Annotated in this window: 20 protein-coding genes; 7 read left to right on the top strand and 13 right to left on the bottom strand. The window is 64.1% G+C overall.

Features of this window, described 5'->3' with window-relative positions:
* Nucleotides 1–60: 60 nt before the first annotated feature.
* Nucleotides 61–1,767: an electron transfer flavoprotein-ubiquinone oxidoreductase gene (locus ACHWUQ_RS09355; RefSeq protein WP_239811643.1), complete on the bottom strand. Its 1,707-nt coding sequence runs from the start codon at nt 1,765–1,767 to the stop codon at nt 61–63.
* A gap of 244 nt (nt 1,768–2,011) precedes the next feature.
* Here ACHWUQ_RS09355 and ACHWUQ_RS09350 point away from each other — a divergent pair, with 244 nt between their 5' ends.
* Entirely contained in the window at nt 2,012–2,434 is a 423-nt protein-coding gene (locus tag ACHWUQ_RS09350) for an acyl-CoA thioesterase (protein WP_394680973.1), read from the top strand.
* A gap of 212 nt (nt 2,435–2,646) precedes the next feature.
* Here the strand turns inward: ACHWUQ_RS09350 and ACHWUQ_RS09345 are convergent, their stop codons facing one another.
* Nucleotides 2,647–5,088, bottom strand: coding sequence for a membrane-bound PQQ-dependent dehydrogenase, glucose/quinate/shikimate family (locus ACHWUQ_RS09345; protein ID WP_394680972.1), 2,442 nt, complete (start codon nt 5,086–5,088; stop codon nt 2,647–2,649).
* A gap of 307 nt (nt 5,089–5,395) precedes the next feature.
* Complete coding sequence (locus ACHWUQ_RS09340; protein WP_394680971.1) at nt 5,396–5,755, bottom strand: hypothetical protein; 360 nt, start codon at nt 5,753–5,755, stop codon at nt 5,396–5,398.
* Nucleotides 5,756–6,000: 245 nt separating this feature from the next.
* On the opposite strand from ACHWUQ_RS09340, the gene ACHWUQ_RS09335 reads away from it, so the two are divergent.
* Together ACHWUQ_RS09335 and ACHWUQ_RS09330 are read left to right on the top strand one after the other, a co-directional pair.
* Entirely contained in the window at nt 6,001–7,152 is a 1,152-nt protein-coding gene (locus tag ACHWUQ_RS09335; RefSeq protein ID WP_239811646.1) for a saccharopine dehydrogenase family protein, read from the top strand.
* A gap of 500 nt (nt 7,153–7,652) precedes the next feature.
* On the top strand, nt 7,653–8,690 hold the full coding sequence (locus tag ACHWUQ_RS09330) for a TRAP transporter substrate-binding protein (RefSeq protein WP_239811647.1): 1,038 nt from the start codon (nt 7,653–7,655) through the stop codon (nt 8,688–8,690).
* Nucleotides 8,691–8,800: 110 nt separating this feature from the next.
* On the opposite strand, the gene ACHWUQ_RS09325 is transcribed toward ACHWUQ_RS09330, so the two are convergent.
* The gene (locus ACHWUQ_RS09325) at nt 8,801–10,657 is read right to left on the bottom strand and encodes an AMP-dependent synthetase/ligase (protein WP_394680970.1); all 1,857 of its coding nucleotides are present in this window, start codon (nt 10,655–10,657) and stop codon (nt 8,801–8,803) included.
* 247 nt (nt 10,658–10,904) lie between these two features.
* Nucleotides 10,905–11,474, bottom strand: coding sequence for a DUF2007 domain-containing protein (locus ACHWUQ_RS09320; RefSeq protein ID WP_394680969.1), 570 nt, complete (start codon nt 11,472–11,474; stop codon nt 10,905–10,907).
* A 226-nt stretch (nt 11,475–11,700) separates the two neighbouring features.
* Between ACHWUQ_RS09320 and ACHWUQ_RS09315 the strand changes: the two genes are divergently transcribed.
* The 3 genes from ACHWUQ_RS09315 to ACHWUQ_RS09305 all read left to right on the top strand — a co-directional run bounded on the left by ACHWUQ_RS09315 (nt 11,701) and on the right by ACHWUQ_RS09305 (nt 14,716).
* The gene (locus tag ACHWUQ_RS09315; protein ID WP_239811650.1) at nt 11,701–12,585 is read left to right on the top strand and encodes a 2-keto-4-pentenoate hydratase; all 885 of its coding nucleotides are present in this window, start codon (nt 11,701–11,703) and stop codon (nt 12,583–12,585) included.
* 247 nt (nt 12,586–12,832) lie between these two features.
* On the top strand, nt 12,833–13,747 hold the full coding sequence (locus tag ACHWUQ_RS09310; RefSeq protein WP_312834542.1) for an alpha/beta hydrolase: 915 nt from the start codon (nt 12,833–12,835) through the stop codon (nt 13,745–13,747).
* Nucleotides 13,748–13,804: 57 nt separating this feature from the next.
* A complete protein-coding gene (locus ACHWUQ_RS09305) occupies nt 13,805–14,716 on the top strand; it encodes a YbgC/FadM family acyl-CoA thioesterase (protein ID WP_394680968.1) in 912 nt (303 codons plus the stop codon).
* 30 nt (nt 14,717–14,746) lie between these two features.
* Here the strand turns inward: ACHWUQ_RS09305 and ACHWUQ_RS09300 are convergent, their stop codons facing one another.
* Together ACHWUQ_RS09300 and ACHWUQ_RS09295 are read right to left on the bottom strand one after the other, a co-directional pair.
* Complete coding sequence (locus ACHWUQ_RS09300; RefSeq protein WP_312524830.1) at nt 14,747–15,016, bottom strand: hypothetical protein; 270 nt, start codon at nt 15,014–15,016, stop codon at nt 14,747–14,749.
* Between the two features lie 3 nt (nt 15,017–15,019).
* Nucleotides 15,020–15,940 (bottom strand): folate-binding protein, encoded by a 921-nt coding sequence (locus ACHWUQ_RS09295; protein ID WP_312454911.1) that lies wholly within the window; start codon nt 15,938–15,940, stop codon nt 15,020–15,022.
* 10 nt (nt 15,941–15,950) lie between these two features.
* Here ACHWUQ_RS09295 and mltG point away from each other — a divergent pair, with 10 nt between their 5' ends.
* A complete protein-coding gene (gene mltG, locus ACHWUQ_RS09290; protein WP_394680967.1) occupies nt 15,951–16,976 on the top strand; it encodes an endolytic transglycosylase MltG in 1,026 nt (341 codons plus the stop codon).
* 72 nt (nt 16,977–17,048) lie between these two features.
* Here the strand turns inward: mltG and ACHWUQ_RS09285 are convergent, their stop codons facing one another.
* From ACHWUQ_RS09285 to ACHWUQ_RS09260, 6 genes are all read right to left on the bottom strand, one after another.
* Entirely contained in the window at nt 17,049–19,025 is a 1,977-nt protein-coding gene (locus ACHWUQ_RS09285) for a diguanylate cyclase domain-containing protein (RefSeq protein ID WP_394680966.1), read from the bottom strand.
* Between the two features lie 243 nt (nt 19,026–19,268).
* On the bottom strand, nt 19,269–20,021 hold the full coding sequence (locus ACHWUQ_RS09280; protein WP_394680965.1) for a sulfite exporter TauE/SafE family protein: 753 nt from the start codon (nt 20,019–20,021) through the stop codon (nt 19,269–19,271).
* Between the two features lie 118 nt (nt 20,022–20,139).
* The gene (gcvP, locus tag ACHWUQ_RS09275; RefSeq protein WP_394680964.1) at nt 20,140–23,007 is read right to left on the bottom strand and encodes an aminomethyl-transferring glycine dehydrogenase; all 2,868 of its coding nucleotides are present in this window, start codon (nt 23,005–23,007) and stop codon (nt 20,140–20,142) included.
* A 10-nt stretch (nt 23,008–23,017) separates the two neighbouring features.
* On the bottom strand, nt 23,018–23,401 hold the full coding sequence (gcvH, locus tag ACHWUQ_RS09270) for a glycine cleavage system protein GcvH (RefSeq protein ID WP_009687031.1): 384 nt from the start codon (nt 23,399–23,401) through the stop codon (nt 23,018–23,020).
* Between the two features lie 327 nt (nt 23,402–23,728).
* Nucleotides 23,729–24,934, bottom strand: coding sequence for a sodium/glutamate symporter (gltS, locus tag ACHWUQ_RS09265; RefSeq protein ID WP_033691431.1), 1,206 nt, complete (start codon nt 24,932–24,934; stop codon nt 23,729–23,731).
* Between the two features lie 166 nt (nt 24,935–25,100).
* Entirely contained in the window at nt 25,101–26,609 is a 1,509-nt protein-coding gene (locus tag ACHWUQ_RS09260) for a sigma-54-dependent transcriptional regulator (RefSeq protein ID WP_047150239.1), read from the bottom strand.
* Nucleotides 26,610–26,818 lie beyond the last annotated feature (209 nt).

The raw sequence follows: 26,818 nt of genomic DNA, 5'->3' as shown, positions 1-26,818 counted from the left end.
ATCCATGGCCGGGCAACCGGTGTTTGCCCTGGCATCGATTCCCGAACCGGCGCCGCTTGCTTACATGCCGGTGTAGTTCGGTCCGCCACCGCCTTCCGGCGTCACCCAGACAATGTTCTGGGTCGGATCCTTGATGTCACAGGTTTTGCAGTGCACGCAGTTTTGCGCATTGATCTGCAGGCGCTGGGCATCCCCGCCCTGGCTTTCGTCCGCCACGAACTCGTAGACCCCCGCGGGACAGTAGCGCTGCTCGGGACCGGCGTACTTGGCCAGGTTGATCTGCACCGGCACGCTGGCATCTTTCAAGGTCAGGTGGGCAGGCTGGTCTTCGGCATGGTTGGTGCCGCTGATGAAGACGCTGGAGAGCCGGTCAAACGTCAGCTTGCCATCGGGCTTGGGGTACTGGATGGGTTTGCATTCCGACGCGGGCTTGAGGTAGGCGTGGTCCGGCTTGTCGCGGTGCAGGGTCCAGGGCATGTTGCCGCGCAGCACGAACTGCTCCAGACCGTTCATGATCGAGGCGGTCACCAGGCCCTTCTTGAACCAGCTCTTGAAGTTGCGGCTCTTGTTGAGCTCTTCGTAGAGCCAGCTCTTCTCAAACGCGGCGGGGTAGGCGCTGAGCTCATCACCCTGGCGGCCAGCGGCAATCGCTTCAAAGGCGGCTTCTGCGGCCAGCATGCCGGTCTTGATGGCCGCGTGGCTGCCCTTGATGCGGCTGACGTTCAGGAAACCGGCATCGCAGCCCACCAGCGCGCCACCGGGGAACACGGTCTTGGGCAGGCTCATCAGGCCGCCGGCAGTGATCGCGCGGGCGCCATAACCGATGCGCTTGGCCGGCTTGATGCCCTTGGACTCGTCGCCTTCCAGGTAGTAGCGGATGTTGGGGTGGGTCTTCCAGCGCTGCATCTCCTCGAACGGAGACAGGTAGGGGTTGGAGTAATCCAGACCGGTGATGAAGCCCAGGGTGACCTTGTTGTCGTCCAGGTGGTAGAGGAAGGCGCCACCGTAGGTGTCGTTGTTCATCGGCCAGCCGGCGGTATGCATCACAAAGCCGGGTTGGTGGCGCTGCGGATCGATCTCCCACAGCTCCTTCACACCCAGGCCGTAGGTCTGCGGATCCTTGCCTTCGTCGAGCTTGAACTTGGCGATCAGCTGCTTGCCCAGGTTCCCACGCGAGCCTTCGGCAAAGATCGTGTACTTGCCGTGCAGTTCCATGCCGAGCTGGAACTCGCCGGTGGGTTCGCCGTTCTTGCCAACGCCCATGTTGCCGGTGGCCACGCCCTTGACCGAGCCGTCTTCGTGGTAGACCACTTCCGCGGCGGCAAAGCCGGGGAAAATCTCGACGCCCAGGGCCTCGGCCTGCTCGGCCAGCCATTTGACGACAAAGCCCAGCTGCACGATGTAGTTGCCTTCGTTGTGGAAGCAGGGCGGCAGCAGCCAGTTGGGGGTGCGCAGACCGGATTTTTCGCTCAGGAAGACCATCGCGTCCTCGGTCACCGGCTGCGTCAAAGGTGCGCCCTTGGCTTTCCAGTCGGGGATCAGCTCGGTCAGCGCGCGGGGATCCATGATGGCGCCCGACAAGGTGTGCGCGCCCGGCTCGGAGCCTTTTTCCAGCACGACGACGGAGACATCGCTGCCTTTTTCCGCTGCCAGCTGCTTCAAACGGATGGCCGTGGCCAGCCCGCCTGGGCCGCCGCCAACGATGACAACGTCGTATTCCATTGACTCGCGGGGGCCATATTGGGCCAGTATTTCTTCGTTGGTCATCGGGGCTCCGTACAAATTCTTTTCAAGCGATGGGCAGGCATGTGGCAGATCTGTGTCTGGGTTGCATGCAGTGCCATGGATTTTAGGGCGATGTTGCAGTGCGGTAACCGCCTTGATCCTAGGGTTAGCCCTAGATTTGCGGCGATCTTCGCTCTGATTTTTGAGACAGGGGCTTTGTGCCAGTGAAAGTCGGCGACAAGGCCTGGCCGCTGGCGCCCGCTGCTTGGCCGTAATATGCCAGTCTATGAAAATCTTGCTGCCTGACCACAAACGCTGGGTTCATGACTCGCTGATGGATGTTCGCTGGGGGGATATGGACAGTCTGGGACATGTCAACAACACCGTGTATTTTCGCTACATGGAAAGCGCGCGGGTGGAGTGGCTGCGCTCGACGCGCGACACGCCCCATGGCGCGGGCCAGGGCCCGGTGGTGGTGAACTGCTTTTGCAACTACCTGCGGCAGATCGAGTACCCGGCCCAGCTGGTGGTCAAGATGTATGTCAGCGATGCGGCGCGCACCGCGTTCGAGACCTGGTACCAGATCGAAAAGCAGGGCGCGCCCGGCGAGGTCTACGCCAGCGGCGGCGCCACCGTGCTCTGGGTGGATTTTGCGCGCCAGAAGGCGGTGGATCTGCCCGACTGGATGCGTGGCATGGTGGAAGGCTGATAACACCGGATTCTGCTGCGGCTGGCTGATTTGCGATGCAACGTTGCGATGCATCGTTGCTATGCAATGTATAGCAAATCAAAACCTGTGGCAGTTTTGGGGTTGGTCGGCGCTCGGGCTGCATGCCCTGCATCTTGCGCAGGCATGAAAAAGCCCGGTGAAGGCCTTCCCTGGCGGGAAGTCTTGCACCGGGCGGCTGAGGCCGAAGCGGATCAGCGGCGTGGCAGCGCGTAGGCGATCACATAGTCGCCACGGTCAGGCGAGTTGCGTGCACCGCCTGCCGAGACCAGCACAAACTGCTGGCCCGTCACCGGCGACTGGTAGCTGATGGGCGTGCCCTGGCTGCCCACGGGCAGGCGTGCTTTCCACACTTCCTGGCCGGTGCCGGTTTCATAGGCGCGCAGGTAGTAATCCTGCGTGGCGGCGATAAAGACCAGACCGCCTTGCGTGGCCATGGTGCCACCTATGGTGGGCATGCCAATGGGGATAGGCAGGCCCATCTTGATGCCGAAGGGCCCCGTGTCCTTGACGGTGCCGACCGGCACTTGCCAGGCGATCTGCTGGGTCTTCAGGTCCACGGCGGTCAGTGTGCCAAAAGGCGGCTTCTGGCAAGGGATCTCCAGTGGCGACATGAAGCGCACCTTGGCATTGATCGCATAAGGCGTGCCATCCAGCGGCACAGGCTTGGTGATCGCAGCGGCTTCGTTGCCGTCGGACTTGGCGCCGGCATCGGCCGGGTCGGCCTTGATCAGCTGCACTTCCAGGCCCACGCGCATGTCGTTGATGAACAGGTAGTTGTTGGTCGGATCGACCGAGATGCCACCCCAGTTCATGCCACCCAGCGAGCCGGGCAGGTTCAAGGATGCATCGGTGCCCGGCGGCGTGAACAGGCCGGTGTAGCGCTTGGACTTGAACTTCAGGCGGCAGAGCAGCTGGTCAAACGGCGTTGCACCCCACATGTCGGATTCGCGCATGTCGTCGGCGCCGATGTTGGGCATGCCGACCGAGAAGGGCTGGGTGGGCGAGTAGGTTTCGCCCTCGATCTTGCCGGCAGGCACGCGGCGCTCTTCCACCTGGGTCAGGGGCTGGCCGGTCGCGCGGTCCAGCACAAAGATCTGGCCGGCCTTGGTGCCGAACACCAACGCAGGCGTGGTTTTGCCACCAGCGCCGGGGAAGTCCACCAACGAAGGCTGCATCGGCACGTCGAAGTCCCAGAGGTCATCGTGCACGGTCTGGTAGACCCATTTTTCCTTTCCGGTGCTGGCATCCACGGCCAGCATCGAGGCACCGTACTTGCGGTCCAGCGCGGTGTGCTTCACACCCCAGAGGTCCACCGCCGCGCTGCCCACAGGCATGAACACGGTGTTGGACTGCGGGTCGTAGGACATCGGTGCCCAGACGTTGGGGGTCGAGCGCACATAGGTCTTGCCGTCAGCGGGGGCGGTCTGGTCGTCAGGGTTGCCCGGGTCAAAGGCCCAGCGCAGCGCGCCGCTCACCACATCAAAGCCACGCACCACGCCGCCAGGCATGTCGGTGCTGACATTGTCGGCCACGCGGCCACCAATCACGATGGTGGTGCCGGCCAGGGTGGGGGCGGAGGTGGGGTAGTACTCGCCCTTGTCAGCGCCCTTGCCCATGCCATTGCGCAGGTCCACGCGGCCGTGGGTGCCAAAGTCTTCGCAGAAGGCGCCGGTGTCGGCGTCCAGGGCGATCAGCTCAGGCGCCACGCTGTTCATCAGAATGCGGCGTTGGCAGGCGGCGCCAGGCACCACGCTCACAGCCTGTACCGGCGTTGCGCCGGCCACCGTGGGCTGGCTCAGCGGCTGGGCGGCATCAAAATAGGCCAGGCCACGGCAGCGCATCCACTTTTTCTGCTTGGCATTGATCTCGGTCTTCCAGAGTTCCTTGCCGGTGGTCGCGTCCAGCGCGATCACATTGTTGTGTGGGGTGCAGACAAAGACCTGGTTGCCAATCTGCAGCGGCGTCAGCTGGTCTTCGGCACCGCCGCCGCCAGGGCTCACCGGCACATCACCGGTCTGGTAGCTCCAGGCCACCTGCAGATCCTTGACATTGCTGCGCGTGATCTGGTCCAGCGCCGCAAAGCGGGTACCGCCTGGCGTGCTGCCATAGTGCGCCCAGTCAGCAGGCGCCTGGCCCTTGGCCACCGGTTGCAGCACGGTCGCATCCGACTTGGCCGACACCGAGGCATGGGGCAGGAACATGCCGCCCACGGTCGCCAGGCAACCCAGCAGCAGCAGGCCGGCCACCACGGTGGAGCCCGTCTTGCCAGCCGCTTGGCCGCGTGCACGGCGCAGCACCGGGAAGGACAGCGCGACCAGAATGCCGATGCCGGCCAGCAACAGCAGGCGCGAGACCAGGGGCCAGAAATCCAGGCCCACATCGGCCAGGGCCCAGACTGCCGTTGCCAGCAAGGTCAGGGCATACAGCCAGGCGCCACCGGGGCGCGCGGCGGCAATCAGCAGGCCCGAGAGGACCAGCGCAATCCCGCTGATCAGAAAGTACCAACTGCCCTGCAGCGCCACCAGCTGGTAGCCATAGACAGCAAAGAACAGGCCCGAGGCCAGCAGGCACAGGCCCAGAAGAAGCAGCCAGGCCTTGGAAGCCAAGCCGGGTCGCGTGTTGTGTTTATCCATTGTCACTATTGAGTTATGCGAATCGCTGCATCGCCGTGGGCGGGCGGATGGCGGGTCTGGGGCCGCAAAGCCCGGCAGACCCATCGCATGGGCTGGAGAGAGGCGCGGCTTGATCTATGTCATGTCCGCGACAGCGCATTATCGGCGCAGAACAAAGCCGGGGAGGGTGGTGGGTGCAATTTTTGGCAGCAAGCGAGCGCACGCCAACACCAACTTACACCACCCGATGCGCTGCTTTATCGGCCTGACATACCAGCGGGAGCTAGCGTTCAGGTGCACCTATGCTGTAACTGAGTGCATGTAGATGCTATGAAGCGCTGGCCTTGGGCAGCGGCGCCTGCCAGCGCGCGACAAACCAGAAGTAAAAACCGGCCGCGGCAAAGATGGCGGCCATCACGCCCAGCAGCAGCTGCATGTCGGGGTTGTTGGCATAAGGCCCCCAGACCACGCGGCCCAGCAACACGGCTACGACCACCGCTGAAATGACCGCGCAACGCCGGTTGCGTGACAGCACACGCTTCTCTGCCTGGGCGATGAACAGCTCGGCATGCTCGCCATTGAAACCGGCAGCCTCCAGCTTGGCCAACAGATCTTCGCGCGACTTGCCCTTGAGGATGTCGCGTGCCAGCAGAAAACGAAGAACTTTGTTGGATGCGGAATCGGCCATGGTTTGGATACGGATAGCGGAAAAAGAGGATGGAGTGAGTGCGAGCCGCCCATTGTGCCTGGGGCAACGAAACCCCTGATTTGCGACACATTTAGCTACGGGTTAACCATTATTTTGGTTGATATGTCGTGAAATATTGCCGAAATGGCTAGCAAAAACAAATAATATGACGCTTTAATATGTTCATTTTGACAGCTGCCGGTTGTAACATTTCTCCATCATTCACCCTGATCAGAGAGCCAACCATGAACGACAAAACCAGCAAAAAGTCCGTCCAAGCCAATTCCACCAAGGCCCCCGCCGACAAGAAAGTGACCATCCTGGGCGCCGGCAAAATCGGCTTTGCGATGGCCGTGCTGCTGCAGGCGGCGGGCGGCTACCAGCTGCGCATTGCCGACCAGTCCAAGGCACAGCTCAAGGCCGCTGCCGCGTTGGGTCTGGAGACTGTGCAGATTGGCAAGGGCGGTGACCTGCTGCCGGCCGTGCAAGGCCAGTTCGCGGTGCTCAATGCGCTGCCCTTCCACATGGCGATCGAAGTCGCCGGCGTTGCCGCTGCACATGGCGTGCATTACTTTGACCTGACCGAAGATGTGCAGTCCACCCATGCGATCCGCAAGATTGCCGCCAAGGCCGGCAGCGTGCTGATGCCCCAGTGCGGCCTGGCTCCTGGCTTTATCGGCATTGTGGGCAACGACGTGGCCAAGCATTTCGACACCTTGCATGACCTGAAGATGCGCGTCGGTGCGCTGCCCCGCTACCCACAAGGCAGCCTGCGCTACAACCTGACCTGGAGCACCGAGGGCCTGATCAACGAGTACATCAACCCCTGCGAGGCGCTGGTCGATGGCCAGCCGCTGACCGTGCATGCCCTCGAAGGGTTGGAGACCTTTGCGCTGGATGGCATCGAGTACGAGGCCTTCAACACCAGTGGCGGTTTGGGTACCCTGACGGAAACCTGGGCCGGCAAGGCGCGCAACGTGGACTACAAGTCCATCCGCTACCCCGGCCACTGCGCGATCCTGAAGATCCTGCTCAACGAGCTCAAGCTGCGCGACAAGCGCGAACTGCTCAACGAGATTTTTGACAACGCGATTGCTGCCACGCGCCAGGATGTGATCGTGATCTTTGCCAGCGCCACGGGCTACAAGGGTGAGCGGCTGATGCAGGAGTCCTACTCGGCCCGTATTGTGGGCACCACGGTGGCCGGCCATGCACTCACTGCCATCCAGCTGACCACTGCTGCCGGTATCTGCTGCGCGCTCGATCTGGTCGCGAGCGGGGTGCTGCCACAGAAGGGCTTCATTGCGCAAGAATCGATCGCGCTGTCCGACTTCATCGCCAACCGCTTTGGCCAGTACTACCGCGCGCAGGATCTGAATGCCGCGCTGGCAGCCTGAAGCCTGAGCCGCATGCCTCGCGGTGCGGCAGGCGAGCAGCTGCCAACCTGCCGGGGTGGCGATGCACAGAGCGGCCGCTGCCGTTGAAGTCCCGCTGTGGGGCGCATACATCTATCCGCTAAAAAATGGCTGCTTTCGTCCCTCGGAGGGGAGGAAAGCAGCTATTATTTTTGTAGTTTCAGAAAGTGTGTGCTGTGACTAAATGCTAGTCATCGCCAACTTCTGGCGCGGCAACAACTGACTTGCATCAAGCAATGTCTCACCGGTGATCGATAGCGATTGCTTTGTTGCGCAGGCCAAGATAGATTGCGTCGCCTCCTCACAAAATTTGTGACGTTAGTGACCAAATAAATCGAATGGCACGGTTGCTGAATGCGTCGCATGGCTCGCCATGGGGCTGCGGGCAGCGTTTGCTCTTTGTGGGGCTTTTCAGTACACATGCGGCCTGCAGCATCCACCGGAATGGGGGATGCCTGGCTCAGATACCAAGGAATCGTCATATGGCAGATCACAACACCAACGAAACGCTTGCCAGTCCGTCCCGGCGCAAAGTGCTCGCCCGCATGGGCCTGGCGGCAGGCTCCGGGCTGGTCGGGTCGCTTCCCCATATGGCCAGAGCGGCTGCCACGCCGCTCAAATGCGCTGGCGCCTACACCGACGCGTTGTTCCACACCCGCAACCTGACGCAGTTCGCCCGTGAAGCCAATGGCCTGAGCCAGGGCGGGCTGCAGATCGAGGTGGTCACCAACGCCAAGCTGATGCCGATGAACCAGGTGATGCCTGCGCTCAGCAAGGGCGATCTGGCGATCGGTGAGATCTTCATGTCGAACTTCAGTGACCAGTACCCGGCTTTCGCGATCGATTCGCTGCCGTTTATCGTGCGCAGCTTTGACGATGCCAAGCGCCTGTGGGCAGCCACGCGTGAACCGATCGAGGCGCTGCTGAAAAAGCAAGGCATTCGCCTGCTCTACACCGCGCCATGGCCGGGCCAGGGCCTGTTCTCGCGCGCGCCGGTGAACAAGCTCGAAGACGTCAAGGGCCAGAAATTCCGCGTCAACAATGTTGCCTCCAAGTACATCGCGGAGGTGGCGGGCGCAACCCCGGTGGACACCCCTGCCAACGATCTGGCCAAGGCCATCCAGGCAGGCAAGGTCGATGTGATGCTGACATCCAGTACCACCGGCGTCGACAGCCAGTCCTGGAACGCGATGGGCATTTTCATCGACATGCGCGCCTGGATTCCCAAGAACCTGATCCTGATGAGCGAGAAGAGCTGGACGGGCTTGTCCGACAGCGCCAAGACAGCGCTGGACACTGCCGCCAAACAGGCCGAAGCGCGCGGCTGGCAGTTGGCCAAGGATGCCGACGATGCGGCGCAGAAGGTGCTGGTCGAGCATGGCACCAAGATCAGCCAGCCTTCCTACGAACTGCGCCGCGCGCTGGATCTGATGGGCGAGAAGTTTGCCCGTGAATGGTCGTCCAAGGCAGGTGTCGATGGTGCCGGCGCGTTGCTGAACTACTACTTCCCCAAGAAGTAAGCGCCGGACCGTACCAGCAGCTCTGCAACCCAGACCCCTCTGCAGCAGAGATACAAAAACCGCCAATGCCTGCAGAGGGCATCGGCGGTTTTGCATTTCGGCGCTGCGATTTACTTCGCGTAGAGGTTCGCGATCTCGGCGGCGAACTTCTGCATCAGCTGGGGGCGGCGCAGCTTCAGGGTCGGGGTCATCAGGCCGTTGTCGATGGTCCAGGGCTCGCTGACCAGGTAGACCGCACGCGGCACCGCATATTTGGCCAGGCCCTGGCATTGCGCAGCAATGCGCTCGAGCGCGATCTTGCGCACGGCGCTGGCCTGCAGGCTGACGCTGTTGTCCGGGTCCAGGCCCAGGCTGCTGGCCAACTGCTTCCATTCTTCGCGGTTGACCACGGCCACACAGGCGATAAAGGGCTGGTGCTCGCCAACGACAAAGCTTTGCTCGAACAGCGGATCGGCGCAGAGCGCCTGCTCGATGTCCGAGGGCGGAACCTTCTCGCCGGTCGCGGTGACGATGATCTCCTTGATGCGGCCCACAATGCGCACTTCGCCATCGACCAGCTCGGCCTGGTCACCGGTGCGCAGCCAGCCGTCATCGGTAAAGGCCAGGCGCGTGTCTTCCGGACGGCCCCAGTAGCCCATCATGATGTTGGGGCCGCGCGCCTGCAGCTCCTTGTTCTCGCCAATGCGCACTTCCATGCCATCGAGCGGCTTGCCCACGGTGGAGGGGTCGTTGTGCTGCAGCGAGTTGGCGGTCAGTACCGGCGAGGTCTCGGTCATGCCAAAGCCCTGCAGCACATTCAGGCCCAGGCCCAAAAAGCTGTGCGATACCACCGAAGGAATGGCCGCGCCGCCCGTCACTGCAATGCGCAGCCGGCCGCCAAACAAATCGAGGATGGGTTGGGCCACTTTTTTCTGCAGCAGCGGCCAGGGCAGCCAGCGCGCCCAACCGCCTTGCGGGGGATCGGTGTTCACCAGACCATGGGCCGCGCAGTGGTGGGCCCAGCCTTTGGACACGGCGTCAGCGAACAGCGCGCGCTTGAAGGCCGACTTGGCCAGCTTTTCCTGGATCTTCGCGTAGATGCGTTCGTAGATGCGGGGCACCGACACAAGGATGGTCGGGCGGATGCTGAGCATGTCCTCGGCCAGCAGCGCAACCGAGCGGGCATAGACCACCGTGCTGGCGACTGCCATCGGCAGGTAGTAGCCGCAGCTGCGCTCAAAGGTGTGCGAGACCGGCAGAAAGGACAGAAAGACATCGTCCTGCGTCGGCACGACGCGGCCGAGCACGGCTTTGACATCGCTCAGCACATTGCGGTGGCTGAGCATCACCCCCTTGGGCTTGCCGGTGGTGCCGCTGGTGTAGACGATGGCGGCCATGTCCTCAGCCTGGGGGGCCAGTTGGGCCTGCGCGCGGGGGCTGCTGCCATCGGCCTCGGCCAGCCAGTCCTGCAAGCGCACCACGCGCGCCAGGCCGTCGCTGCCGGCCTGGACGGGGATGGCTGCTTGCTCGGGGTCGTCGATCACCACGCAGCGCAGCGCCGGCAGTGGCGTCCCGGTGGCCACGATCTGCTCCCAGGTCTCCAGGCGGTTGATGAGCAGCAGCGAGGCGCCGGCATCGGCCAGGATAAAGGCGATATTGCCGGGGTTGTCATTGGCATGCAGCGGCACGGTGGCGCAGGCCTGGGCCATACCGGCCTGGTCGATGCAGATGGCATGCACGCTGTGGGTCAGCAAGGTGGCGATGCGTGCACCGCGCGCCAGCTGCAGGCCGTGCAGCGACTGGCTCCACAGCGCCACCTTGGTTTGCATATCGGCCCAGCTGAAGGATTGCCAGGCATTCGTCGCGGTATCGAACCAGCGGTAGGCTTCGCGCTCGGGGGTGTTGTTGCAACGGTAGGCAAACAAGTCCGGCAGGGTGGACAGGGCGCTGAACTCAGGGGCCAGGGGCGCTGGAATGGGGGCGGTCATATCTCTCTCGTTCTCCTCGGTCGCCATCATCGCATTGGCGCGCTGCCGTTTTGGCCATTGGTGACCCAGAATGCATGCGGGCTTGCTGCGATTTGCGATGGCGCGATTGTCGGCATCGCGCTGCAGCAGATGCCAATATTTGGTTGCTTGCTAGGTTTTTATGCCGGAGTGGTATCGGTATTTGATACTTTGCAACGTCAGCGGAGGCCGGGACAGCCCGCTCGAGGCGCATCGCAACCGCTGCCGTTCATCGGCTGCCTGTGGGTTCTGCTTGCCCGCGTTCACTGTGGACGGATGCGGTATCGGGGGCTTGCCCGGCCTGCTCTGTAGCACCCGCATTGCCCGTGGTATCCGCCTGAGGCACGCCGCCGAGCAGGTAGTGCAGACACAGCGCCAACAGCGCCGCGCCGCCGGCCCACCAGCAGGGATACCAGCGCCGGGCGTCGCTGTAGGCTTCTTGTTCGCCGTCCCGCTGCGAAGCGGCACGCACACCTGGGTCGCAGGCCAGGTCAAAGCGCGAATCAAAGCGACCATCGTGCGCGGGCGCAGACGGCGGCTGCTCACCCAGGCTGGGGTCGGCCCGGGCCAGCTCGGCGTCATCGATCAGCGGGGCACGCTCCCACTCCTCCAGCGCGCGGCGAGCAGCGGACCAGTCGGCCTCATCGACCCACAAACGCAGCAGGCTGCCCGCTGGCAGCTCGCCGATTGCGCCTTGCAGATGCTCACCGCTGACAAAACTGGCTATGCCGTGCTGGCGCAGCACGTCCTGCAGAACATGGGCTTGCACGGCATTGGCGGGCTCATAAACGCTGCGCATCTTGGGTCTCCTGTCGCCGGGTGGTTACGCAAATACTATAGCGTCTGTTGCTTTGTGGCTATGGCGGCATGACCTGCATCAAGCAAAAGCAGGCGAAGGGTCGGTGGGCCGCGCAGGCTGCGCGCTTTCCCTAGTCAGTCCTGTCGATGCGGGTGGTATGTTGGTGCCCGGGGCGGTCTACAAAACCGCATTCGGAACAGGTTCTTGGAACAGGAGACTTTGGATGATGCACCCAGCTTTGCGTATTCGCCGCTCCCCACTTTGGCTGGCCGCCTGCCTGGCTGCCTGCAGCAGCCTGGCCCAGGCCGCTTGCCTGGATGACGCACAGGTTGCGCAGTGGCTGCAGGCCTATGAGGCCAAGCAGCCCGTGCCGTCGGCGGGTGCGATGACCGAGGCCGATGGCAAATGCAGCCGCAACAAGCTCCATGCCGCCTGGGCAGCCCAGGGCAAGAAGCCCATTGGCTACAAGGCGGGGCTGACCAGCGCGGCCATGCAAAAACGCTTTCAGACCGACAAGCCGGTATGGGGTGTGCTGTACGAGGGCGCCTTGCTGCCCAACCGCAGTGCGGTGCCCGCCGCCTTTGGCGCGCGGCCGATGTTTGAGGCGGACATGCTGGTACGCGTCTCCAGCAGCGCCATCAACCGCGCGACAACGCCGCTGCAGGTGCTCAACCACATTGACCGCATCGTCCCGTTTGTGGAGCTGCCTGACCTGGTGGTGGAGAATCCCGCCCAGCTCGATGGCGCGGCCGTTGAGGCCATCAACGTGGGTGCGCGCATGGGCGTGATGGGCCAGGCACTGGCGGTGCCGCAATTCCGGGCCGAGCGTTACGCGCTGTTGAATGCGCTGCAGAGCATGCAGGTCGACATCACCGACCAGAGCGGCGCACGGCTGGGCGGCGGCCGTGGCGGCGATCTGATGGGCCAGCCGCTCAACGCCGTCGTCTGGCTGGCGCAGGCCCTTCAGGCCGAAGGCCAGCGGCTCAAGGTGGGCGACTGGATCAGCCTGGGGTCCTATTCGGCGCTGCTGCCGCCGCAGCCCGGCCAGCAGATCCGGGTGGAGTACAAGGGCTTGGAGGGGGCGCAGCCGGTGGAGCTGCGTTTCGAGTAAACCTGGGCGGCCTTGGGCAGCGGTGAAGCAGGGCTCTGCCGCATTGGCAGGGCCTTACAACATGGGTGACCGAGATGCCCCGTCGTGAATGGGCGATGGCCGATAATCAGCCGGCCTTGTCCCTGAATTGCGCCCTTGCCTGCTGGCCGGGCAACGTTGTATGTCTGACGCTTCACCTCGCTCCAAAGCCCATCTCCCCGCCGAACTGCCGATGCCTGCCGATGTGGTCGCAGAGCTGACCCCCACGATGCGCAGCGTGGTCGAGCGCATGGCCCGCGCCCAGCACACCCCCCTGTGGGAGATGACGGTGGAGCAGGCGCGCCAGGCCTACGGCATCGGCGCCGGGGTGCTGGAGATTGCCAAGCCCGCGCTGGCGCGCGTCGAGGATCTGCACATCCCTGCGCGCGATGGTTTTCAGATACCGGCGCGGCTCTATGCCGCCAGCTGGGATCCGCTGCAACCGGTGCTGCTGTTCACCCATGGTGGCGGCTTTACGATCGGCAGCGTGGACACGCATGACACGCTGTGCCGCGAGTTGGCGCACCAAGCGGGCTGCATGGTCGTCTCGGTGGACTACCGCCTGGCGCCCGAGCACCGCTTTCCCACCGCCAGCAACGATGCCTGGGATGCCTTGCAGTGGCTGGTGGCCGAAGGCATGGCGCTGGGGGCCGATACCGGCCGTGTGGCGGTGGGGGGCGACAGTGCAGGTGGCACCCTGGCGGCGGTCAACGCGATCCTGGCACGCGATGCCGGTATCGACCTGGCCTTGCAGCTGCTGATCTATCCCGGTTGCGCAGCCCACCAGGATACGCCTTCGCACGCCCGCTACAGCGAAGGCCCGATCCTGACCAAGCCGATGATCAGCTGGATGTTCAGCAACTACCTGCGCTCGCTCGCCGACCGCGAAGATTGGCGCTTTGCGCCGTTGCTGGCGCCGGATCTGCGCGGCCTGGCGCCTGCCAGCATCCACCTGGCGCAATGCGATTCGCTGGTGGACGAGGGCGTCATGTATGCCGATCGCTTGCGCGCAGCCGGCATCGAGGTGGACCTGCACACCTATGCTGGCGTGGCCCATGAGTTTGTGAAAATGGGCCGCGCGCTCAAGGAAGCGCGGGCCTGCCATGCGCAGATGGCCCAGGCGCTGCGGGCTGCGTTTGACTGAGCAGGACCGCTGCCAGACCGCCGCCAGATTGCCCCTATGTTGAATCCAGAAAAGACCATGAGCTCCTCTTCCCAGATCCTGTTCGAGACCCCCGCCCGAAGCCTTTCCGATTTTCGCTGCCGCAGCCGCCAGCGCGTGCGCTGGTCCGAGGTCGATCTGCAGAAGGTGGTCTTCAACGCCCACTACCTGAGCTATGTAGACATTGCGATGTCCGAGTACTGGCGCCAGCTGGCCGTGCCCTACGAGGAAGGGATGCAGCGCCTGGGTGGCGAGCTGTTCCTGCGTGCCACGCAGCTCGAGTTCCATGCCTCGGCCCGCCTGGATGATGTGATCGACATCGGCTTGCGCGTGGCCAAGCTGGGCCACACCTCGGTGCAGTACGAGGCGGCGATCTATTGCGCCGACAAGCTGCTGGCCACGGCGACCATGGTCTATGTGTTTGCCGATGCTGCGCAGCAGCCCCAGCCACTGCCCCAGGCTTACCGCAGCATGGTGCAGCGCTTTGAAGCGGGCGAGGACATGGTGACGCTGAAAACCGGCAGCTGGAATGTGCTGGGCCAGGAGGCGATGCGCCTGCGCATGCAGGTCTTTGTGCGAGAGCAGGGCATTCCCGCCGAGATCGAGGCCGATGCCTTTGATGTCAGCGCGTTGCATGCGGTGGCGCTCAATGGCCTGGACATGTGCGTGGCCACCGGCCGCATGTTGCCCAGCGCGCAGGACGAACACCGTGCCGATGTGATGCGCATTGGCCGCATGGCCGTGGCCAAGCCGCTGCGCGGTGGCCGCCTGGGCCGCCAGGTGCTCGATGCCTTGGTGGATGCCGCCGATCGCCAGGGCAAGCGGCAGGTCGAGCTGCATGCGCAGCGCACGGCCGAGAGCTTCTACCTGCGTGCGGGATTCAGTGTGGTGGGCGAGCCCTATGAGGAAGCGGGCATTGCCCACATCTCGATGCAGAAAACCCTGCGCTGACGGACCGATCCCTGCATAGCGCCAATGGCCCTATGCAGAGGCCTGATAACTTGGCCAATAAAAAGCCGGGTCTGGTTTCCCAGACCCGGCAAGTGTGATGGTCAAGATGCGCTTGAGTAGTTGTTCCGTCAGGCTCACAGGGCTTTTTGGAAGGCTCCTGCTCGCAAAGTCACGCAATTTTAGCAAATTACGGCGCAAATGCCATAAAAATTCTGTAACGGCTGCAGTGGCGGCGTTTTTGCCTGAGAAATTGTCGTATTTGTGCTGAAGCAGACGGTTACCGCTGTCATAAGCGATCACAAATCAGATGTCTTCCTTGAGCGCATAAGGCAGGCTGAGCAGCTGCAAAGCTGCGCCGGTGCTGCTCCCCAGGTGCAGAGGCGCGCTGGCCGCCGCAATCTGCATCGACACCAGCGCCTCAAAGCCCGATGCGCTGGCGGCCGATTGCACCACGGTGCCCACCGGCTGGCTGTCGTCGTTGGCGGCAAAGACCTCCTGGCCGGGCTCGGGCTGCGCAGCCGAGGCCAGGCGGTACATGCGGCGCTTGAGCGTCCCTCTGAACTGGCTGCGTGCCACCACTTCCTGGCCGGGGTAGCAGCCCTTCTTGAAACTCACGCCATCGACCGATTCAAAGTTCAGCATCTGCGGCACAAAGGCATCGACCACGGGCGCTGTGATCAGCGGCACGCCGGCTTGCACGATGGACAGTTGCCAGGCCGCAGCGGTGATCGTGGGGCTGCCGGTGATCTGTGCGGGCAGGGCGCTGGCTGCGGGCGCCGCGAGCAAAGCGCGGCTTTCGCCTTCGGCGGCGTAAAGCCGCACGATGGAGGCATCGTCCAGCGCCAGCACTTGCCAGGGCGCCAGCTTGCGTGCCTCGGCGGGAACGGCATCGCCGGCCAGGCCCAGCAGTTGCACGGCCTCGGTGGCATCGCTGAGCTTGCACTTGGCGCGCAGCACAAACATCGACAGGCGCTTGAGCGTGGCGGGCAGCACATCTCGGCTGGTGATGAGCCAGAACTCTTCGGCGCTGCGCTTGATGACGATGAAGCTGGCCTGCATGCGGCCCTTGGCCGACAGAAAGGCCGCCAGCCGGGCCTGGCCCACGGGCAGCAACTGCACATCATGGCTGAGCTGGCCCTGCAAAAAGCTGGCAGCATCGGCGCCCTCGGCGCGGATCACGCCCAAATGCTGCAGCGAAAGGTGTCCCTGTAATGCTTGAGTCATGGGGTGAATTATGATGCTCGATCCATGGCACGGAGGCGGTAGGGTTGTGAAGCGTTTATTGACATTGATCGTGGTGGTGGTGCTGGCGACAGCGGGCGCTGCCTATTTCTGGTTGAACCAGCCGCTGGTGCTGGGCAAGGGCGGCCAGACGGTAGAGCTGGAGATTGAGCCCGGCACCTCGCCGCGTGCGGTGGCCCAGGCGGTGCAAGCGGTGGGCATCGAGGTCAACCCCGATCTGCTGTACTGGTGGTTCCGCCTTTCGGGCCAGGACCGCAAGATCCGCGCCGGCAACTATGAGATACCTGCCGGCACCTCACCGCGCAGCCTGCTCGCACGCCTGGTGCGCGGCGAAGACAGCCAGCGCGTGCTGACCATTGTCGAGGGCTGGAACCTGCGCCAGATGCGCGCGGCCATCGCCAGGGAAGAGCATCTGCGCCACGACAGTGCAGCGATGACGCCCGAGGAGATCATGGCCGCGCTGGGCCGCCCTGATCTGCCCGCCGAAGGCCGGTTTTTCCCGGACACCTATGCATTTTCGAAAGGCAGCAGCGATCTGGCGCTGATGCGCCGCGCGATGCTGGCGATGGACAAGCGGCTCGAAGCGGTCTGGTCGCTGAACCCGCCCGACAGCCCTCTCAAAACGCCGCAGGACCTGCTGACCCTGGCGAGCATTGTCGAGAAGGAAACCGGCAAGGCCGAAGACCGGGCGATGGTGGCAGGGGTGTTCATCAACCGGCTGCGCATCGGCATGTTGCTGCAGACCGATCCCACTGTCATCTATGGCCTGGGTGAGAAATTTGACGGCAATCTGCGCAAGCGCGATCTGCAGACCGATACGCCCTGGAACACCTACACCCGCGTGGGCCTGCCGCCCACCCCCATCGCGATGCCCGGCAAGGCCTCGCTGATGGCCGCCATCCATCCGGAAAACACCAAGGCGCTGTACTTTGTGGCCCGGGGCGATGGCAGCAGCCACTTCAGCGAGAGCCTGGATGAACACAACCGCGCGGTGAACACCTATATCCGAGGCCGGTAGTCTGCGCGCATTGCACTGAGAAGCCAGCCGCAGTGCTGGCTTTTTCGTTTCAGCGCGCAGGGGGCGGGCGTGTTATCGGCTGCCGCTGCCCAGCGCGTCGGTGTAGAACGCATAGCGGCCCCGGCCCTGCTGCTTGGCCTGGTAGAGCGCCATGTCCGCCTTGCGCAGCAGGCTGTCGGGATCCTGGGTGTCAGAAGGCTGGGTCAACAAGGCAATGCCCACGGACACGCCGATGCTCACCCGCTGTCCCTCGATCGCATAGTCGGCGCTGAGCCGGTCAATGACACGCTGCGCCAGGCCTGCGGCTGCCTGCGCCGACGAGGCGTTTTGCACGATGCAGAATTCATCACCACCCATGCGCACCACCAGATCGGTATCACGCAGCAGCTCGCGCAGGCGCTCTGCCACTGCGCAGAGCAGTGCGTCTCCGGTGGCATGACCGAGCGTGTCGTTGACCTGCTTGAAGCGGTCCAGGTCCAGGTAGAGCAAGGCCCCTGCCGTGCCACCTTGGGTGCGGATCGGCTTTTGCAGCAGGCTGCGGTTGGGCAGACCGGTGAGCGGGTCGTGCAGCGCCAGATAGGCCACTTCGGCCTGCGCACGCTTGCGGTCGTCGACGTCTTCCAGCACGCCCAGCCATTCGCTGATGCGCTGCTGCGGATCCAGGATCGCCGCTCCCCGTGCGCGCATCCAGCGCCAGGTGCCATCGCGGGTGCGCAAACGCAGCTCCACATCCAAGGTGTGACCATGGTCCGTCAGCAGCTGCGCTGCCTGGCGCTGCAGCTGCTCGGCATCCTCGGGATGGACCTGGCGCAGCCAGCCCAGTTGCAGCGCTTGTGCATCGGGCGCGCCGCCCAGCGCCTCCCAGCCGACGATCGACAGCGCACGGCCCTTGGCATCCAGGCTCCACTGTACCGAGGCGCCGGCATGGGCCAAGGTGCGGGCCCGCTGCTCGCTGGCGGCCAGCGCGGCTGCCACCTGCTTTTGTGCGGCCAGTGCCGATTCCAGACGCGCACGCGCACGGCTGAGACTCTCGCGCAGGATTTCGTATTCCTGCACCACCAGTACCTGGCCACCGCCGGTCGCGGCAGCGTAGGAGGCGCCGGTGCGCGTGCTGACCGTCAACTGCCGGATGGGGCGCAGCAGCTGGCGCGAGACCCAGGCGCATAGCAGGCCGGCAATGGCCAGCGCCATCAGACTGGCCAGCACGATGTGGGTGACCGGCGTTTGCCAGCGGGCATTGAAGTCCTCCAGCGGCTCACCGGCAACGACCACCCAGCCTGGCGTCCTGGGCAATTGGTAAAAGCTGAAGATCACTTCTCCGCCGTCGGCACGCTGGGCTTCAAAGCTGCCGCGGCGGGCATGGACGGCCTGCAGCCGCGCCCAGTCCGGAACGGTGGTGCCGATAAACCGCTCTGCCTGCGCCGAGCGCGCCAGAATCCGGCCTTCACCATCGGTGATGGCGATCAGCACACCGTCGCTGGTCTGGCTGGGGGCGATGCTCACCGCCTCGGCCGGTGGCATGGTCAGCACCAGCACCTGGGCAGAGGCGGGTCCGGCGCGCACGGCCATCGATACGGCGGGCATGCCGTTCTGAAAGAAGAGTTGCGAGAACACCGGTGCACTGCTGTGCAGGGCCCGCTCGGCCAGCGCTTGCTGGGCCGGCAGGGGCGCTGGCGCTCCGGAAGACGCCAAGACCGGCTGGGCCTGGCCTTCGCGCAGCAGCGCCAGGCTGCTGGCCGTGCCCATGCCTGTCAGATGCAACCACCGGTCCAGGCTCTGCGCAGAGGAGAAGTTGCCGTCCGCTGCGAACGACTGCAGCATCGCTGCCCGGCCCAACAGGTCCGACTCGGCTGCCTGGCCCAGGTTGCTGGTGATGTCGAGCATGCGGTTGAGGCTGCTGTCCCGGTAGGACTGCGCGACATGCTGCACCGTGTAGATGCCAGCGGCCAGAATCGGCAGGGCTGCTGCCAGCATCAGCATCACCAGATAGGTACTGAGCCCACGCGCACCCGCAGCCATGGACTCCAGGGCAGGGCCATTGGAGTCCATTCCTTCAGCGGGCAAAAGGGTCTGGGTGTGCGGTGCGGGCATGGGCAGAGGTGTGCCCGGTTCCAAGCGCACGGCCAGGTGCGCAGGGATTGGGGCTGCCTGGGCGGGAAAGGGGCCGACTGGATTATCGGGGGCGGGCGGGGGGGATTCTCAGCGCAACGGAGACACTCTGACGATTGTTATAGGAGTGGGTCTGTGCGTCTCCCGGACACCCGGGTGCGACTGTCACCTCGATGCAACAGCTCAGGCCCAGCTGGAGGCCAGCATGGCCAGGCCGGCCAGGGTCAGCAGGCCCAGCACGACGCGTTTGAAGGCCACATCGCTGATGCGCTCATAGAGCCGTGCGCCCCACAGCGAGGGCAGCACCATGGCGGGCAGTGCGACCGCCAGCTGCGGCAGCATGTGCTGGCTCACCAGGCCCGTGCCCACATAGCTGGCAAAGGTGACGGCCAGCATCGTGAGGTTGAAGTTCTGGATCACCTGGCGCTGGGTGTCCCGGGCCATGCCGGTGATCTGGCACCACAACGTGGGAACCACGCCCGAGAAGCCGCCCAGCGCTGCCATGGCGCCACCGGCCAGGCCTGCCAGGCCATTGGCCAGCGAGCGCCCAGAGCCCTGGCTCAGCGGCCCGGACGCGATGCCGCCCAGCCGGTGGGAGAAGGCCATCAGCGGGCAGAAGATGACCAGCATCGCGCCCAGCACCGTCTTGAACAGCTGGGCATCGAGCATCGGCAGCAGCCGCAAGCCCAGCGGCAGGCCGCACAGCCCCCCCAGCAGGAAGGGCCAGAGCATGCGCCAGTCAAAGCCACGCCGCACCTTGAATGCCTGGATGAGCTGCCCGCACAGACCGCCAAACACGGCGAGCACCGCCGCCAGTGTCGGCTCCAGAGTCCAGGCCCACAGGGCCATGGCGGTCATGCTGTAGCCAAAGCCCGAGAGGCCCTGCACAAAGCCGGCAAGGGCCGCGCCGATGGCAATGATGAGAAGGGTGTCCATGCCGAGAAGTCTCCGGGCTCGGGTGCAGTCCCGGGCTGATTTTTGCTGATAGTTGCCAAGGCGTAAAAAAGCGACCCGGTGGGTCGCTTCGGAAGAAGCCCGAAGGCTATCTTAAGACCTAAGCCGAGGTGCCGTAGCTTTCCAGCGGCACGCAGCTGCAAAACAGGTTGCGGTCGCCATAGACGTTGTCGACACGGCCCACGGGGCTCCAGTACTTGGCGCGGCGCAGCGCAGGCACGGGATAGGCGGCAGCCTCGCGGCTGTAGCCATGGCTCCACTCGCTGGCCAGCAGGGTTTCGGCCGTATGGGGGGCGTTCTTGAGCAGGTTGTCATCCTGCGCCGCACGGCCCGCTTCGATCTCGGCGATCTCGCCACGGATGGCGATCATCGCATCGATGAAGCGGTCCAGCTCGTACAGGCTCTCGCTCTCGGTGGGCTCCACCATCAAGGTGTTGGGCACCGGGAACGACAAGGTCGGCGCATGGAAGCCATAGTCGATCAGGCGCTTGGCGACGTCTTCAGCCATCACGCCGCAGCTGTCCTTGAAGTGGCGCAGGTCCAGAATGCACTCGTGTGCGACATGGCCGTGCTCACCGGCGTACAGGGTCGGGAAGTGAGGTTCCAGGCGCTTGCTGATGTAGTTGGCGTTCAGGATCGCCGTCTCGGTGGCGCGCTTGAGACCGGGTTCGCCCATCATGCGGATGTACATCCAGCTGATCGGCAGCACGGCGGCATTGCCCAGCGGTGCGGCGCTGACCGCGCCCACCTTGCCGGGCACGCCAGCGGTGGCATGGCCGGGCAGGAAGGGCACCAGGTCCTCGACCACGCAGACCGGGCCGACACCAGGGCCGCCACCGCCGTGCGGGATGCAGAAGGTCTTGTGCAGGTTCAGGTGGCTGACATCGCCGCCGAACTCGCCCGGTGCGGCCAGGCCGACCTGGGCATTCATGTTGGCGCCGTCCACATAGACGCGGCCCCCATGGCTGTGTACCAGCTGGCACAGCTCCTTCACCTGGGTCTCGAACACGCCGTGCGTGCTGGGGTAGGTGATCATGATGCAGGCCAGGTTGGCGCTGTGCTTTTCGCAGGCCAGCTTCAGGTCCGCCATGTCCACGTTGCCGTTCTCATCGCATTTGGTGACGACCACCTGCAGGCCCACCATCTGCGCGCTGGCCGGGTTGGTGCCGTGGGCGCTGCTGGGGATCAGGCAGATATTGCGGTGCGACTCGCCCTTGGAGGCGTGGTAGGCCTTGATGGCCAGCAGGCCGGCGTACTCGCCTTGCGAGCCGGCATTGGGCTGCAGGCTGATGCCGGCATAACCGGTGGCCTGGCACAGCCATTCGCGCAGCTGGGCATCGAGCATCGCATAGCCTTGCAGCTGGTCGGCCGGTGCAAAGGGGTGCATGTTGGCAAACTCGGGCCAGGTGATGGGGATCATCTCGCTGGTCGCGTTGAGCTTCATCGTGCAGCTGCCCAGCGGGATCATGCTGCGGTCCAGCGCCAGGTCCTTGTCGGCCAGGCGGCGCAGGTAGCGCATCAGTTCGGTTTCGCTGTGGTAGCGGTTGAATACCGGGTGTTCGAGGATGGCCGACTGGCGCAGCAGGGCCGCGGGCAGCAGCCAACCGGTGCTGGCGGCCAGCGCGGCGAAGTCAGGCAGGGGCTGGTTGCCGGCGAACAGTTGCCACAGGGCCTGCACGTCAGCCTGGGTGCTGGTTTCGTCCAGCGACAGGCCCAGGTGGGCGGCGTCGACCTGGCGCAGGTTGATACCTTGGGCGCGGGCCTGCTCATGCAGGCTGGCAGTGGCGGTGCCGGTGGCCAGGGTCAAGGTGTCGAAGGCTGTTGCACCGACCACTTGCAAACCCAGGCGGTTCAGGCCGGCTGCCAGAACCGCGGTCAGCGCATGGGTGCGCTCGGCGATGCGCTTGAGGCCGGCCGGGCCGTGGTACACGGCGTACATGCTGGCGATATTGGCCAGCAGCACCTGGGCGGTGCAAATGTTGCTGGTGGCCTTCTCGCGGCGGATGTGCTGCTCGCGGGTTTGCATGGCCAGGCGCAGGGCGGTCTTGCCGAAGCGATCGATCGACACGCCGACCAGCCGGCCTGGCATGTCGCGCTTGAAGGCGTCACGGGTGGCGAAGTAGGCCGCGTGTGGGCCGCCGAAGCCCAGGGGCACGCCAAAACGCTGGGCGCTGCCGATGGCCACGTCGGCATCGAACTCACCCGGTGGGGTCAGCAGGGTCAGGGCCAGCAGGTCTGCTGCCACGGCGACCAGCGCGTTGGCGGCATGGAAGCGCTGCACCACTTCACGGTAGTCGAACACCTCGCCATTGCTGGCCGGGTATTGCAGCAGCGCGCCGAAGAAGGCACTGGCATCGCCCAGCTCGCGTTCGTCGCCGACCACCACGTCGATGCCCAACGGCTCGGCGCGGGTGCGCAGTACGTCCAGGGTTTGCGGGTGGCAGTGCACCGACGCGAAGAAGCTGTGGCTGGTCTTGTTCTTCGACAGGCGCTTGCAGAAGGTCATGGCCTCGGCTGCGGCGGTCGCTTCGTCGAGCAGCGAAGCGTTGGCGATCGGCAGGCCGGTGAGGTCGCTGATCAGGGTCTGGAAGTTCAGCAACGCTTCCAGGCGGCCCTGGGAGATTTCCGGCTGGTAGGGCGTGTAGGCGGTGTACCAGGCCGGGTTTTCCAGCAGGTTTCGCAGGATGGGGGCCGGGGTGTGGGTGTTGTAGTAGCCCTGGCCGATGAAGCTCTTGAACAGCTGGTTCTTGCCGGCGATGGCCTTGAGTGCTGCCAGCGCGTCGGCTTCACTCTGGCCGTCGTGCGCGCCGAGCACGCTGGTGCCCTTGATGCTGTCGGGGATGACCGCCGCGGTCATGGCGTCCAGCGATTCGAAACCGAGGGCGGCGAGCATGGCCTGCTCGTCGGCGGTGCGCGGGCCGATGTGCCGGGCGATGAATTCGTTGGCGGTGCTGAGGTTGATGGTCATGGCGCAGTCCTCAGGCTTCAGCGTTGGCTTTGATCAGGCGGTCATAGGCGTCCTGGTCGAGCAGGGCGCTGACTTCGCTGATGTTGGCCGGGGTGAAGCGGAAGAACCAGCCTTCGCCCATGGGGTCTTCGTTGACCAGCTCCGGGCTTGAGTCGAGCTGTGCGTTGACTGCAACCACCTCGCCGGTCAGGGGCATGTATACGCCGCTGGCAGCTTTCACCGACTCGACGGTGGATGCTTCGCTGCCTTTCTCGTACTGCTGCAACTCGGGCAGTTGCACAAACACCACATCGCCAAGGGCGTTCTGGGCGAAGGCGGTGATGCCCACGGTGACACTGCCGTCGGCTTCGACGCGCAGCCATTCGTGATCTTCGGTGAAACGCAACTCGCTCATGCGGAATCCTCGGGCGTTGGGCGCGGTGTGCCCGCGCTCTTGGGTCGGGATTCCCATAGCAATAATGCGGCCAATTTCAAAAAAGGCTTATAAAACAATAAGTTAAATTTTTACTGAGGCGCTCGATTTTTGGCGGTGGAACGAAAACGCTACATTGCACGCGGGGTGAAAAAGCGTTTCTCTATCAAACCCTTGTATAACCGCATGCGCACACCCATGTAGCGTTTTCGATACGGTGTAATCAAAGCGTTACAGTGCCGCGGCGTCTGTTTGGCACGTTACTGCCAACTCTTTAGTCGGGCGACGCCACAGGTACGGTAAAAGGCATCAACCTGCCATGAACAGCGGCAGTGCCAGATAGAGTTTGATCACGATGACATTGATGATGTCGATGAAGAATGCCCCCACCATGGGTACCACCAGAAAGGCAATGTTCGAAGCGCCGTAGCGCTGGGTCACTGCCTGCATGTTGGCAATGGCAGTGGGCGTGGCCCCCAGGCCAAATCCGCAATGGCCGGCAGCCAATACGGCAGCATCGTAATTGCGACCCATGACCCGGAACGTCACGAAAATTGCGAACAGCGCCATGACCAGTGTCTGTGCGGCCAATAATGCGAAGAACGGCAAGGCCAGCGCTGCCAGGTCCCATAGTTTGAGCGACATCAAGGCAATGGCCAGGAACAGCGACAAGCTGACATTGCCCAGTACCGAAACTTCCCGTTCGAACACACGGTAGAAGCCGAATGCGGATAGCCCATTGCGCAGCAATACACCCACGAACAGCACACACACAAACGTCGGCAGTTCGAATGCAGTTCCTTTGAGTGCGCCATTGAGCAAAGAACCGGCAAGCAGGCTTACCGCAATCAGCGCCAGTGTTTCTACAAATGAAAACGATGTTATCAGGCGCTCTTTGTCAGGCCGCTCGAAACCCTGGGGCAGTTGCGGCAGTTCCTCATCGGCCCCCGGCGTTTTCACCCGCTTGATCAGCAGCCGGGCAACCGGCCCGCCAATCAGGCCGCCCAGCACCAGCCCGAAGGTGGCCGAGGCCATCGCCAGTTCCGCAGCCGAGGCCAGGCCGAACTTTTCGCTGAACGTGGCGCCCCAGGCGGCGCCGGTGCCGTGGCCGCCGGACAGGGTGATCGAACCGGCCAGCAGGCCCATCAAAGGGTCCAGCCCCAATGCCGAGGCCAGGCCGATGCCCATGGCGTTCTGCACCAGCAACAGGCTAGTGACCACCAGCAGGAAGACCACCACCACACGGCCGCCTTTTTTCAGGCTGGCAAAGTCTGCGCTCAAGCCGATGGTGGCGAAGAAGGCCAGCATCAAGGGTGTTTGCAGTGAGGTATCGAACTGCACCTGCACATCGAAACTGCGCAACGCCAGCAGGGCAAAGGCGACGACCAGGCCACCGGCAACGGGTTCCGGAATATTGTAGACGCGCAACAAACCAATCCTTGCAACCAGCCCGCGCCCCAATAACAGGACGAGAGAGGCGGCTACAAGTGTCCCGTAAAAATCGAGTTCAAACATCAGGTGCTCTCGTTATATCCAGTAGCGAACCACGCTCCGCACTTGGGCGGATCAGTGGGATGACAAGTGGCAATACACCGTCACCATTCTACGAGGCATATGTGGGAGAGTATCTTTCACGCGCGTAGGAAAGGTCTGAACAACTAACAGGTTATTGCAACGACTATCAGCCTTTGCCGGGTATTCCATATTTACGCAAGCGCTGGGCAATGGCGGTGTGCGAAGTGTGCAAGCGCGCAGCCAGTTGCCGGGTGGAGGGGTAGCTGGCGTACAGACGTTGCAGCAGCTCACGCTCGAAATCGCCCACGGCTTGCTCCAGGCTGGCCACTTCGCCATCTTGCCCGCGCGCCACCGAGGTGCCGGCAATGTCCAGGTCACCAATGTCCACCAGGTTGCTTTCGCAGATGGCCGCCGCACGGAAAATCACGTTCTGCAGTTGGCGCACGTTGCCCGGCCACGGGTTGGCCAGCAGCGCCGAATGGGTGGCCGGGGTCAACCGGCAGGCTGGGCGCTGGATCTGCGTGCAGGCCTGCTGCATGAAGAAGTGCGCCAGCATCAGGATGTCCTGGCCGCGGTCGCGCAGGGGCGGTACCTGCAGGTTGAGCACATTCAGGCGGTAGAACAGGTCTTCGCGGAAGCTGCCTTCGGCCACCATGCGCTCCAGGTCGCGGTGGGTGGCGCTGATGATGCGCACATCGACCTTCACTTCGCGGTCGCCGCCCACCCGGCGGAAGCTGCCGTCACTGAGGAAGCGCAGCAGCTTGGCCTGCAGGTACGGTGACATTTCGCCGATCTCATCCAGAAACACCGTGCCCTGGTTGGCCAGCTCCATCAGCCCCGGCTTGCCGCCGCGTTGCGCGCCGGTGAAGGCGCCGGGGGCGTAGCCGAACAGCTCGCTCTCGGCCAGGCTCTCGGGCAGGGCGGCGCAGTTCAGCGCCAGGAACGGTGCCGCCTGGCGGCTGCTGATGGCATGGCAGGCGCGGGCCACCAGCTCTTTGCCGGTGCCGGTTTCGCCATGCACCAGCAGCGGCGCATCGAGTGCGGCAACGCGCATGGCGCGTGCTTTGAGAGTACGGATGGCCGGTGACTCGCCCAGCAGGGCGTCGAAGCCCTCGGCGTGGTCGTGGTGCAGGGCCGACAGGCGTTCGCCCATGCGCGATGGCGGGTAAAGCGTCAGCAGGCCACCGGCGTTGGTAATGGGCATGGCATCGAGCAGCAGGCTGTGGCCGTTCAGTTGCATCTCGCGCATAGGCAGGTGGAAGTTGTTGTCCAGCAGCGCCTGCAGCAGCCCGGCGTCGCCGAACAGCTCGCCCACCGAGCGCCCGGCCGATTCGCGGCCGCATAGCTCGATCAGCGCCGGGTTGGCCAGCAACACCTTGCCGGCGCTGTCCACGGCCAGGACCGGGTCGCTCATCGCTGCCAGCAACGCATCCAGTTGCAGGTGCCGACGTTGCCCGGGAAGGATGTCGACCACGTCCACCGACTGTACCCCGTGCACTTCGAACAGTGCGTCGTGCAGCTCTTCGAGCACCGCGGGGCTGAGCGTCGGGGCGTCGATGTAGACGTTCGGCGGGACCATCTCCACGGCGTCCAGGTTGAGGTTGCGGGCACCGAGCAGGGCTAGCACTTCCTGAGTGATGCCGACGCGGTCGATGAAGCTGACGTGGATGCGCATGGGAACGTAGAGGGTGGTGGCCGGGGAGGGCGGTAGTATGCCTCAACATCGCCGGGGCCGCCTTGCGGCCCATCGCAGGCAAGCCAGCTCCCACAGGGATCGCGTCAGGGCTGATAGGTGTTTGTCACAAGATATGCAGCGCCTGTGAGATCGAGCGCCGCCCGCGCGGCGCATCGCGAGCTGCGCTCGCTCCTACGTTTGTTTCGGGC

It is taken from the genome of uncultured Comamonas sp. (assembly GCF_964277875.1).
Classification (GTDB): domain Bacteria; phylum Pseudomonadota; class Gammaproteobacteria; order Burkholderiales; family Burkholderiaceae_C; genus Comamonas; species Comamonas sediminis.
Note: the sequence above shows the minus strand (reverse complement) of the source record. Positions and strands in the feature narration are given on the sequence as shown.